Raw genomic sequence first — 12454 nt, 5'->3', positions numbered from 1 at the left:
ACAGCTGCAGCCGCACCATCACCTCCCAGGCGCGGCCGTCACCGTCCCACCCCGCGCCCGCCCCGCGACCCGTCCCGCCCAACCACCGCCCGTCGCCAAACGGAGCCCGATCAACCACACAAGGAACCCTCTTGAACGCCACACCCGCACCCGACGGCCGTCCCCAACCGCACCCACCGGCAGCGTGCGGCACACAGTCCGCGCAGTCCCCGCAGACGGCGGAGGCCGGTACGGTCCCGCGGCAGAAAGGCAGGAGTCAGGAGGCCGAGCGACTGCGCCACGGCACCACCGACCTCCTCGACCACCCCGACCCGCACACCGCGGCCCAGGCCGCAGCCGTCGAGAACCTGCTCCGCTGCTGGGTGCGGGAGAACGACATGGCCGCACCCGAACACGGCTCCCTGCGCATCCCCCTCGAAGCCAGCGGCACCGCCCTCCTCGTCCCCGTGGACTACTGGTCCCCGACCGGCTGGCACCGCTTCGGCCCCCCGTGCCTGGAAGACGGCCCCGCAACCGCACCACCGGTCGACGCCGTCACCGTCGCCGCCCTCCTGAGCCGCGAAACGGCCCGCGCCACCGAATCACCCCACGGCCCCACCCAGGAGCGCACCGCACCCCACCCGGACACCGACTCCGAACCCCGGCCCGTTGACCCCACCAACGCCCGGACCGAACCCCAACCCGACGCCCAGCGCGGCGACTTCGCCGCCTCAAGCCCCCAGGCACAGCCCGACCCGAAGCAGCCGCACCCGCAGCCACAACCGCGACTGACAGGGCTGGAGGCCGGACCCCCTCGGGAGGCCACCGAACCCGAAGCCGCCCCATCCGAAGCCGCCCAACCCGAACCCGCCGAACCCAGGGAACCCGCCGAGCCCCGGGAAGCGCCCGACGGCGCCGACCTGGTCGCCCGCGTCGCCGACTCCGTCCGCCGCACCGCCGACTTCATCGCCGACCGCAGGAACAACCCGGACGACATCCCCGACCTGTTCCTCGCCGCCGAACAGTCCCTCCTCCTCGGCCATCCGCTGCACCCGACCCCGAAGAGCCGCGAAGGGCTCTCCGACACCGAATCCCGGCTCTACTCACCGGAGTTGCGCGGCGCCTTCCCGCTGCACTGGCTCGCCGTCGACCGCTCGGTGCTCGACATGGACTCGGCCTGGACCGAACGCGGCCGCACCGTCCCGGCCGACCAGCTCGCCGCCCGCCTCGCGGGCCCCGACCTGCCGCTGCCGGACGACCACGCCGTCCTGCCCGCACACCCGTGGCAGATCCGCGAACTCCGCCACCGCCCCGAGATCGCCGCCCTGCTTGACGCCGGACTCCTCAAGGACCTCGGCCCCCACGGCGCGCCCTGGCACCCCACCTCCTCCGTGCGCACCCTCTACCGCTCCGGCGCCCCGGCCATGCTGAAGCTGTCGCTGGCCCTGCGCATCACCAACTCCCGTCGTGAGAACCTCCGCAAAGAACTCCACCGCGGCGTCGAGGTCCACCGGCTGCTGCGCAGCGGCCTCGCCGAGCAGTGGCAGGCGGCCCACCCCGGGTTCGACGTGATCCGTGACCCCGCCTGGCTCGCCGTCACCGGAGCCGACGGAGAAGCCGTCGCCGGACTCGATGTGATGATCCGGCACAACCCCTTCCGCCCCGGCGACGACGCGACCTGCATCGCCGGACTCGTCTCACCCAGGCCGCCCGCGCAGCCCACCGGCCAGGACCGGCCGCCGATGCACTCCCGGCTCGCCGCGATCATCACCCGGCTCGCCGGACACACCGGCCGCCCACGAGGAGCCGTCGCCACCGAGTGGTTCCTGCGCTACCTCCAGCACGTCGTACGCCCCGTGCTCTGGCTGGACAGCGAAGCAGGCATCGCCCTGGAAGCCCACCAGCAGAACACCCTGCTGCTGCTCGACCCCGACGGCTGGCCCACCGGTGGCCGCTACCGCGACAACCAGGGCTACTACTTCCGTGAATCCCGCCGCGCCGAACTGGACAAGCGGCTCCCCGGCATCGGACAGCGCAGCGACACCTTCGTCTCCGACGAGGTCACCGACGAGCGCTTCGCCTACTACCTCGGCATCAACAACGTCCTCGGACTCATCGGAGCCCTGGGCGCCGAACGCCTCGCCGACGAAAAGCTGTTGCTCGCCGCGTTCCGCCGCTTCCTCCGCGACGCCGCGTCGGGCCCAGGCCGGCTCCGCACCCCGCTGCCCTCCCGACTGCTCGACTCACCCGTGCTGCGGTGCAAGGCCAACCTCCTGACCCGCCTGCATGGACTCGACGAACTCGTCGGCCCCGTCGACACCCAATCCGTCTACGTCACCATCTCGAATCCCCTCCACGCGTGACCCGCTCCACCCCGAACCCCGCCCGAACTCACTAACTCCCCACCCGCCGCGACCACTTCGTTTGCGCCACCACAGAACACGCCCCCTTTCCCCACCGATGACCATGCCCCCTTCCTGAGGACCAGGCCCCACCCCTGCCGAAGCCAACCCCTCCGAGAGGAGCGACGCCGTGCCTCCCACCGACGCGAGCACCGACGCCGGAACCGATCCCGCCACCGCGGGCACCCCGGACTGCGAAGACACCCTGGACCTGCGGCTGCCCGACGCACTCGTCGCGCTGATCGCCGACTGCGGTGGGCACACGGCGCCCCTCACCTCCGACGCCGCCGCGGGCTCGGACCACGCGACGGCCACCGAGCCCGACCCGGCCCGCGGCGACCTGCTCGACCACGTGGACACCTGGAGCCCCGCCGCCACCGACGCGGGCGTCTTCCAACTCGTCCCCGTACGCATTGAGCGCGACCTGGCACTGATCAGCAGATGGATGAACGACCCTGCCGTGGCCGCCTTCTGGGAACTGGCCGGACCCGTATCCGTCACGGAGACCCACCTGCGCCCCCAGCTCGACGGCGACGGACGCAGCGTGCCCTGCCTCGGCGTCCTCGACGGCGCCCCCATGAGCTACTGGGAGATCTACCGCGCCGACCTCGACCCTCTGGCCCGCCACTACCCCGCACGCCCTCACGACACCGGAATCCACCTCCTCGTCGGTGGTGTCGCCGATCGCGGCCGGGGCCTCGGCACCACCTTGCTGCGGGCCGTCGCCGATCTCGTACTCGATCACCGACCCTCCTGCGCACGTGTCGTAGCCGAACCAGACCTGCGCAACACCCCCTCCGTCTCCGCCTTTCTCAGCGCCGGTTTCCGCTTTGCCGCCGAGGTGGACCTCCCCGACAAACGAGCGGCCCTCATGGTCCGCGACCGGGCTCTGCGCGCCGTGCTGTGACCCGCTCAGCCCGCCCCTTTTCGATCCGCTCACTTCTGATACACCGCTCGACCCGATCCGGTTCCCTCCCCGAGGAGTCCCCGTGCCGAATCTTTCGGATCCCGAGACACCCAACGACCCCGCCGCCCTTTACGACCCGCCCGAGCTGACCGCGGAACGCTGGGAGGAGGCAGGGCGCCGCCTCCTCGCCAAGCTCGTCGGCGAGTTCGCGTACGAAGAGATCCTCAGTCCGGTCCCAGCGGAAGCAGCGAGCGCCGATGGCCGAGGCGGCGACGCCGGTGGCCGGGCGAGCGCGAGGGGAAGCCGGGCAGCAGACGCACCAGACGAGGGGAGTGTCACGGACAGTGAGGGGCGGGCCACAGAGACGTACACGTACACCTTGCTTCTCGACGAACCCGCCGCGCCCGGCGAGCACCGTCCTCGTCTCACCTTCCGCGCCCGCCGCGGCGCCTACGGCAGCTGGCGAGTGGACCCGGCGAGCCTGACGCTCACCGACGGCACCGGCAGCCCGACGCCCTGCACCGACCCCCTGCGCTTCCTGACCGTCGCCCGCCGCACCCTGGACCTCGACGGCGCCACCCTCGGCCACCTCATCCGCGAACTGACCGCGACGCTGAGCGCCGACACCCGCCTCGACCACGGGGCGCTCAGCGCCGGGGAGCTCGCCGACCTCGGCTACGCGGAGCTCGAAGGCCACCAGATCGGCCACCCCTGGCTCGTCCTCAACAAGGGCCGCATCGGCTTCTCCGCGTCGGACGCCGCACGCTGGGCACCCGAGGCCCGCCGCGACTCGGCCATCCCGTGGATCGCCGTGCACAACAGCATCTCCACCTACCGGGGCGTGCCGGGCCTGGACACCGCGGACGACCTCTACGCACGCGAGCTCGACGCCGCGACACGCGAGTCCTACGCGGCCCTGCTCGACGCACGCGGCCTCGACCCGCGGGAGTACCTCTACCTGCCTGTGCACCCCTGGCAGTGGGACGACGTCGTACTGCCCCTGTTCGCCCCGTCCGTCGCCGCCGGAACCATCGTCCCGCTCCCCAGCGACGGCGATCTGCGCCTGCCCCAGCAGTCGATCCGGACATTCCTGAACACCACCCGTCCCGACCGGCACACGATCAAACTCCCGCTGTCGGTCCTCAACACTCTCGTGTGGCGCGGTCTGCCCACGGAGCGGACGGTCGCCGCCTCGGCCGTCACCTCCTGGGTGCACGCCCTGCGTGACGGCGATCCGTTCCTGCGTGACGAGTGCCGGGTGATCCTCCTCGGAGAGGTCGCCTCCGTCGCCGTGGAGCACCCCGTCTACGACTCGCTCCCGGAAGTGCCCTACCAGTACAAGGAACTGCTGGGCGCCATCTGGCGCGAGCCCCTCACGCGCTACCTCGCGCCCGGGGAGCGCGCCCGCACCCTCGCCGCGCTTCTGCACACCGATCCCCAAGGGCGGGCATTCGTCACGGAGCTCGTCGCCCGCTCCGGGCTGACGCCCACGGCCTGGCTGACGCAGCTCTTCGCCGCTCTGCTGCCGCCCCTGCTGCAGTTCCTCTACCGCTACGGAACGGTGTTCTCCCCTCATGGGGAGAACGCCATCGTCGTCTTCGACGACAAGGACGTCCCCGTGCGCCTCGCGGTCAAGGACTTCGTAGACGACGTCAACGTCAGTGCGGAGCCCGTGCCGGAGCACGCCTCCATGCCCGACGACGTACGCGACATCCTGCTCACCGAGCCGCCGGCCTTCCTGACCCAGTTCATCCACGCCGGGCTCTTCGTAGGCGTCTTCCGCTACCTGGCGCCCCTGTGCGAGGACCAACTCGGTGTCCCCGAGGCCGACTTCTGGTCACTCGTACGGGCCGAGATCCTCCGGCACCAGGCCCGCGCCCCCGAGCTGAAGGAGCGGTACGAGACATTCGACCTGCTCACACCACGTATCGAGCGCCTGTGCCTGAACCGCAACCGGCTCCACCTCGACGGCTACCGCGACCGTTCCGAGCGCCCGCACGCCGCCGTCCACGGGACCGTCGCCAACCCCCTCCATCAGCCTTGATCGCAGTGTTGTCAGTGGGGCACCGTAGGGTGGTCGAGCTATGACGAAGCCCTCCCTCCCCGAGCTCCTGCACGCCGCCGTCGCCGCCGTCGGCGGCACGGAGCGCCCCGGCCAGGTGACCATGGCCGAGACCGTCGCCGAGGCGATCGACGACGGTTCCCACCTGCTGGTCCAGGCCGGCACCGGCACCGGTAAGTCCCTCGGCTATCTGGTGCCCGCGTTGGCGCACGGGGAGCGGGTCGTCGTCGCGACGGCCACCCTGGCGCTGCAGCGTCAGCTGGTCGAGCGCGACCTGCCGCGGACGGTGGACGCCCTGCATCCGCTGCTGCGTCGGCGCCCCGACTTCGCGATGCTCAAGGGCAGGTCGAACTATCTCTGTCTGCACCGCCTGCACGAGGGCGTGCCACAGGACGAGGAAGAGGGGCTTTTCGATCAGTTCGAGGCGGCGACGCCCACCAGCAAGCTCGGCCGGGACCTGCTGCGCATGCGGGACTGGGCGGACGAGACGGAGACCGGCGACCGCGACGACCTCACCCCGGGCGTCTCCGACCGCGCCTGGGCGCAGGTGTCCGTCTCGTCCAGGGAGTGCCTGGGCGCCTCGAAGTGCGCGTACGGCCAGGAGTGCTTCGCCGAGATGGCGCGCGAGCGAGCGAAGCTCGCCGAGGTCGTGGTCACGAATCACGCGTTGCTCGCGATCGACGCCATCGAGGGCGCCCCCGTCCTGCCCCAGCACGAGGTGCTGATCGTGGACGAGGCCCATGAGCTGGTGTCCCGTGTCACCGGTGTCGCCACCGGTGAGCTCACCCCTGGACAGGTCAACCGTGCGGTGCGGCGCGCGGCGAAGCTGGTCAACGAGAAGGCGGCAGATCAGCTCCAGACCGCCGCGGAGGGCTTCGAGCGGCTCATGGAGCTGGCGCTGCCGGGGCGCCTGGAAGAGGTCCCCGAGGACCTCGGCTATGCCCTGATGGCGCTGCGCGACGCTGCCCGCACGGTCATCTCGGCGCTGGGCTCCACCCGCGACAAGTCCGTCCAGGACGAGGACGTGGTCCGCAAGCAGGCCCTGGCCTCCGTGGAGACGATCCACGACGTGGCGGAGCGCATCACGAACGGCTCCGAGTACGACGTCGTCTGGTACGAACGCCACGACCGCTTCGGTGCCTCCCTGAGGGTGGCTCCCATGTCGGTCTCGGGCCTGCTCCGCGAGAAGCTGTTCACGGACCGCTCGGTGGTCCTCACGTCCGCCACACTCAAGCTCGGCGGGGACTTCAACGGCGTCGGGGCGTCCCTCGGGCTGTCCCCCGAGGGCACCCAGGCCGAGGACGCGCCCGTCTGGAAGGGCGTCGATGTCGGCTCCCCCTTCGACTACCGCAAGCAGGGCATCCTGTACGTCGCACAGCACCTGGCACGTCCGGGCCGCGAGGGCACGCGCGGCGACATGCTGGACGAGCTCACCGAGCTGATCGAGGCGGCGGGCGGGCGGACGCTCGGCCTGTTCTCCTCGATGCGGGCGGCCCAGGCGGCGGCCGAGGAGCTGCGGGGCAGGCTCGACATGCCGATCCTGCTGCAGGGTGAGGAGACGCTGGGCGAGCTGATCAAGGGGTTCGCGGCCGACGCGCGGACGTGTCTGTTCGGCACGCTCTCGCTGTGGCAGGGCGTCGACGTGCCGGGCGCGAACTGCCAGCTGGTGATCATGGACAAGATCCCGTTCCCGCGTCCCGACGACCCTCTGATGAGCGCCCGGCAGAAGGCCGTGGACGAGGCGGGCGGCAATGGCTTCATGGCGGTCGCGGCGACCCATGCCGCGCTGCTGATGGCCCAGGGGGCCGGTCGTCTCGTCCGGGCGTCGGGGGATCGCGGTGTGGTGGCGGTCCTGGACCCGCGCCTGGCTACCGCGCGCTATGGGAGCTATCTGAGGGCCTCGCTGCCGGAGTTCTGGTACACGACGGACCGGAACCAGGTGCGCCGCTCCCTGGCGGCGATCGACGCGGCGGCGGTGGCTGCGGAGGCGTCGGGAGGGGCCGGGGCACCGGAAGCGGCCGAGGCCTCGGAGGAGTAGTCCGCAGCCCCGTTGCCGTCGGCGGGCCAGCAGGGCGCGGTCGGCGTGACGGCGGAGCTGAGGCGCGGGCAGCGAGGCCGGGACACAGCCGGGCCAGGGGCACGCGGAAACGCCCCACGCGGGGGCCAGAACGGCAAGAGACGGGCCCCGGAACCGGCGCAGTAGGTTCCGGGGCCCGTGTCAGGGGCGGAGGCTCACACGCGACGCAGAACCGCGACCACCTTGCCGAGGATGGTCGCCTCGTCGCCGGGGATCGGCTGGTACGCGGAGTTGTGCGGCAGGAGCCAGACGTGTCCGTCCTCGCGCTTGAAGCGCTTGACGGTCGCTTCGCCGTCGAGCATGGCGGCGACGATGTCGCCGTTCTCGGCGACGGGCTGACGGCGGACGGTGACCCAGTCCCCGTCACAGATGGCGGCCTCGATCATGGAGTCGCCGACGACCTTCAGGACGAACAGCTCACCGTCGCCGACGAGCTGGCGGGGGAGGGGGAACACATCCTCGACGGACTCCTCGGCGAGGATCGGGCCGCCCGCCGCGATGCGGCCGACCAGGGGGACGTACGAAGCGGCCGGCTTGCCCGTGGTGTCCGTGGCCTGGGTGCTGGGCTGGTCCGAGCCCCGGACCTCGTACGCGCGCGGACGGTGCGGGTCGCGGCGCAGGAAGCCCTTGCGCTCGAGAGCCATCAGCTGGTGGGCCACCGACGAGGTGCTGGAGAGGCCGACCGCCTGACCGATCTCCCGCATCGACGGCGGGTAACCACGCCGCTGCACCGAGTCCCTGATGACTTCGATCACCCGGCGCTGGCGATCGGTGAGCCCGGAGCTGTCGGCGCGGATTCCTGGAGGTCGGCCCGGCAGGGAGCGCGTGGGCTTGGGCCCCTCCTGGTTCGTGGCTGCGTCATTCATGGCATGCACCGGCTCGAATCGGCTCTGGGAGCGGTCCTGGGCAGTGATGGTGGCGCTGTCTGCGGTGGTGGTCACGTCGGTCGGCCCCTCTCGAGATGTTCTCCCTAGTTAGCCAACGGTAGTTGCTTTCGAAAGGTTGCGCCAAACACACGTTCGAGTGAAAAATCGTAGATTCCCTGTCCTGATCATGTGTCTGGGTGTATGGCTGACGTTCGGGCCGAAAGGAATTTCGGTTCATTACGGTACGCTTCACCGCCGGGGTCCAGCCCCGCCGAGTGAGGCTCCCATAGTGCCACTCGGCGCTCCGTCAACTGGGCACCGGGATCTCCCGGGTGGCGTCGGCGCGGACTCGCGCGCGCCTGCCTGTCCGACGCGCTCCGCGACACGCGGTGACGTCGATGATGACGAGCAAACCCCAGATGTAGTGGTTGGATTGCGACCGCAGCCTAGAAGTTGTGGTCCCCGGTCTTCCGGGGTCGCGGGCATCGCCTATGCTTGGGGCTGCTTCGAGGGGCCCAAGGGTCCTTGGAGGCCTCTGTGTCGTGCCATGAAGGAGGGTTGGGAGATCCATGCACTGCCCCTTCTGTAGGCACCCCGACAGCCGCGTAGTCGACAGCCGCACCACTGATGACGGCACGTCGATCCGCAGGCGCCGCCAGTGCCCGGACTGCTCGCGTCGCTTCACGACCGTGGAGACCTGCTCCCTGATGGTCGTCAAGCGCAGCGGCGTCACCGAGCCCTTCAGCCGCACCAAGGTCATCAACGGCGTCCGCAAGGCATGCCAGGGGCGGCCTGTGACCGAGGACGCGCTGGCGCAGCTCGGCCAGCGCGTCGAGGAAGCGGTCCGGGCCACCGGAAGTGCCGAACTGACCACCCACGACGTGGGACTGGCCATACTCGGCCCGCTGCAGGAACTCGACCTCGTCGCCTATTTGCGCTTCGCGTCCGTGTACCGGGCGTTCGACTCGCTCGAGGACTTCGAGGCCGCGGTCGAAGAGCTGAGGGAGCGGCGCGACGCCGCGCCGGACGGCTCCGGAGCGGAACGTGACGCGACCGGCCGCGGGCCCGGTGGGACTGTCGAAGTCCCGCAGCCTGCCACCGCCGGCGACTGACCTTTCACGGTCCGACGGCGAACCAGACCTGTTGCGGTCGCCCCTAGTGGTGCCCGCGACACAAGACACACACCGTGCTGCGGGAAGAACGTGGCACTTCAGGGCGTTTTAGCCTGATACAGGGAGGCGGCATGACCGAGACGACGAGCGGCCCCGCGCGAGGTTCGCGCGCGAAGGGACCCAAGGGCGGCAAGGGCCTGCGCATCGAGCGCATCCACACGACCCCGGGCGTGCATCCGTACGACGAGGTGGTCTGGGAGCGCCGTGACGTCGTCATGACCAACTGGCGCGACGGTTCGGTCAACTTCGAGCAGCGCGGCGTCGAGTTCCCCGAGTTCTGGTCGGTGAACGCGGTCAACATCGTCACGAGCAAGTACTTCCGCGGCGCGGTCGGCACGCCGCAGCGCGAGGTGAGCCTGAAGCAGCTCATCGACCGCATCGTGAAGACGTACCGGAAGGCCGGCGAGGACTACAGGTACTTCGCCTCGCCCGCCGACGCCGAGATCTTCGAGCACGAGCTGGCGTACGCCCTCCTGCACCAGATCTTCAGCTTCAACAGCCCGGTGTGGTTCAACGTCGGCACGCCCCAGCCGCAGCAGGTCTCCGCCTGCTTCATCCTGTCCGTCGACGACTCCATGGAGTCGATCCTCGACTGGTACAAGGAAGAGGGCATGATCTTCAAGGGCGGCTCCGGCGCCGGCCTGAACCTCTCCCGCATCCGTTCCTCCAAGGAACTGCTGTCCTCCGGAGGCAACGCCTCGGGTCCGGTCTCCTTCATGCGGGGTGCCGACGCCTCCGCAGGAACGATCAAGTCGGGCGGCGCCACGCGCCGCGCGGCCAAGATGGTCATCCTCGACGTCGACCACCCCGACATCGAGGGTTTCATCGAGACCAAGGTCAAGGAAGAGGAGAAGATCCGCGCGCTGCGTGACGCGGGCTTCGACATGGACCTGGGCGGCGACGACATCACGTCCGTCCAGTACCAGAACGCCAACAACTCGGTCCGAGTGAACGACGAGTTCATGAAGGCCGTGGAGAACGGCGACAAGTTCGGCCTGCGCGCCCGCATGACCGGCGACGTCATCGAGGAGGTCGACGCCAAGTCGCTCTTCCGCAAGATGGCCGAGGCCGCCTGGGCCTGCGCCGACCCCGGCATCCAGTACGACGACACCATCAACGCCTGGCACACCTGCCCGGAGTCCGGCCGCATCAACGGCTCGAACCCCTGCAGCGAGTACATGCACCTGGACAACACGTCCTGCAACCTCGCCTCCCTGAACCTGATGAAGTTCCTCAAGGACGACGGCAACGGCAGCCAGTCGTTCGAGTCCGAGCGCTTCGCCAAGGTCGTCGAGCTGGTCATCACGGCGATGGACATCTCCATCTGCTTCGCGGACTTCCCGACCCAGAAGATCGGCGAGAACACCCGCGCCTTCCGCCAGCTCGGCATCGGCTACGCCAACCTGGGCGCCCTGCTGATGGCGACCGGCCACGCGTACGACTCCGACGGCGGCCGCGCCCTCGCCGGTGCCATCACGTCGCTGATGACCGGCACCTCGTACAAGCGCTCCGCGGAGCTCGCGGCGGTCGTCGGCGCCTACGACGGCTACGCCCGCAACGCCACCCCGCACAAGCGCGTCATGAAGCAGCACGCCGACGCCAACGCCTCGGCCGTCCGCGTCGACGACCTGGACACCCCGATCTGGGCCGCCGCCACGGAGGCCTGGCAGGACGTCCTGCGCCTCGGCGAGAAGAACGGTTTCCGTAACTCGCAGGCCTCGGTCATCGCGCCCACCGGCACCATCGGTCTCGCCATGTCCTGTGACACGACCGGCCTCGAGCCCGACCTGGCCCTGGTCAAGTTCAAGAAGCTCGTCGGCGGCGGGTCGATGCAGATCGTCAACGGCACCGTGCCGCAGGCCCTGCGTCGCCTCGGCTACCAGGAGGAGCAGATCGAGGCGATCGTCGCCCACATCGCCGAGCACGGCAATGTGATCGACGCCCCGGGCCTGAAGACCAAGCACTACGAGGTCTTCGACTGCGCCATGGGTGAGCGCTCCATCTCCGCGATGGGTCACGTCCGGATGATGGCGGCCATCCAGCCGTGGATCTCCGGCGCTCTCTCCAAGACGGTCAACCTCCCGGAGACCGCGACTGTCGAGGACGTCGAGGAGGTCTACTTCGAGGCCTGGAAGCTCGGCGTCAAGGCGCTCGCGATCTACCGCGACAACTGCAAGGTCGGTCAGCCCCTCTCCGCCAAGAAGAAGGAGGAGGAGAAGACCGAGATCGCCGAGAAGGCCGAGGGCACGATCCGCAGCGCGGTCGAGAAGGTGGTCGAGTACCGCCCGGTCCGCAAGCGCCTTCCGAAGGGCCGTCCCGGCATCACCACGTCCTTCACCGTCGGTGGCGCCGAGGGCTACATGACGGCGAACTCCTACCCGGACGACGGTCTGGGTGAGGTCTTCCTGAAGATGTCCAAGCAGGGTTCGACCCTCGCGGGCATGATGGACGCCTTCTCCATCGCCGTCTCCGTCGGTCTGCAGTACGGCGTGCCCCTGGAGACGTACGTTTCCAAGTTCACGAACATGCGCTTCGAGCCGGCCGGCATGACGGACGACCCGGACGTGCGGATGGCGCAGTCGATCGTCGACTACATCTTCCGCCGCCTGGCGCTGGACTTCCTGCCCTTCGAGACCCGCTCCGCGCTCGGCATCCACTCCGCCGAGGAGCGTCAGCGTCACCTGGAGACCGGTTCGTACGAGCCGGCCGACGAGGACGTCGACGTCGAGGGCCTGGCCCAGTCCGCCCCGCGGCAGACGGAGGTCCTGAAGGCCGTCGCCACGCCGAAGCCGGAGACCGAGGCGGCCGCTCCGCAGCAGGCGCACACCAGCGCCGAGCTCGTCGAGATGCAGCTGGGCATCCAGGCCGACGCGCCGCTGTGCTTCTCCTGCGGCACGAAGATGCAGCGCGCGGGCTCGTGCTACATCTGCGAGGGCTGCGGTTCCACCAGCGGCTGCAGCTGACCGCTTGACGCCGTGAGGTGAGGGGC

7 protein-coding genes are annotated in these 12454 nt (G+C 70.1%); 6 read left to right on the top strand and 1 reads right to left on the bottom strand.

Annotated features, from left to right (window positions below):
* Positions 1-131: 131 nt before the first annotated feature.
* The 4 genes from ACFVHO_RS31775 to ACFVHO_RS31760 all read left to right on the top strand — a co-directional run bounded on the left by ACFVHO_RS31775 (position 132) and on the right by ACFVHO_RS31760 (position 7388).
* Positions 132-2342, top strand: a complete 2211-nt coding sequence (locus ACFVHO_RS31775) for an IucA/IucC family protein (protein WP_385722206.1) — start codon at positions 132-134, stop codon at positions 2340-2342.
* 169 nt (positions 2343-2511) lie between these two features.
* Positions 2512-3288: a GNAT family N-acetyltransferase gene (locus tag ACFVHO_RS31770; RefSeq protein WP_385722203.1), complete on the top strand. Its 777-nt coding sequence runs from the start codon at positions 2512-2514 to the stop codon at positions 3286-3288.
* Positions 3289-3370: 82 nt separating this feature from the next.
* Complete coding sequence (locus ACFVHO_RS31765; RefSeq protein WP_385722200.1) at positions 3371-5332, top strand: IucA/IucC family protein; 1962 nt, start codon at positions 3371-3373, stop codon at positions 5330-5332.
* Between the two features lie 40 nt (positions 5333-5372).
* Positions 5373-7388: an ATP-dependent DNA helicase gene (locus ACFVHO_RS31760; RefSeq protein ID WP_385722197.1), complete on the top strand. Its 2016-nt coding sequence runs from the start codon at positions 5373-5375 to the stop codon at positions 7386-7388.
* Positions 7389-7582: 194 nt separating this feature from the next.
* On the opposite strand, the gene lexA is transcribed toward ACFVHO_RS31760, so the two are convergent.
* On the bottom strand, positions 7583-8368 hold the full coding sequence (gene lexA, locus ACFVHO_RS31755) for a transcriptional repressor LexA (RefSeq protein ID WP_030362804.1): 786 nt from the start codon (positions 8366-8368) through the stop codon (positions 7583-7585).
* 494 nt (positions 8369-8862) lie between these two features.
* Between lexA and nrdR the strand changes: the two genes are divergently transcribed.
* Complete coding sequence (nrdR, locus tag ACFVHO_RS31750; protein ID WP_190119381.1) at positions 8863-9405, top strand: transcriptional regulator NrdR; 543 nt, start codon at positions 8863-8865, stop codon at positions 9403-9405.
* Positions 9406-9536: 131 nt separating this feature from the next.
* Positions 9537-12428, top strand: coding sequence for a vitamin B12-dependent ribonucleotide reductase (locus ACFVHO_RS31745; RefSeq protein ID WP_385722194.1), 2892 nt, complete (start codon positions 9537-9539; stop codon positions 12426-12428).
* Positions 12429-12454: the final 26 nt, after the last annotated feature.

Source organism: Streptomyces sp. NPDC127108, assembly GCF_042677545.1.
Lineage (GTDB): Bacteria > Actinomycetota > Actinomycetes > Streptomycetales > Streptomycetaceae > Streptomyces.
Note: the sequence above shows the minus strand (reverse complement) of the source record. Positions and strands in the feature narration are given on the sequence as shown.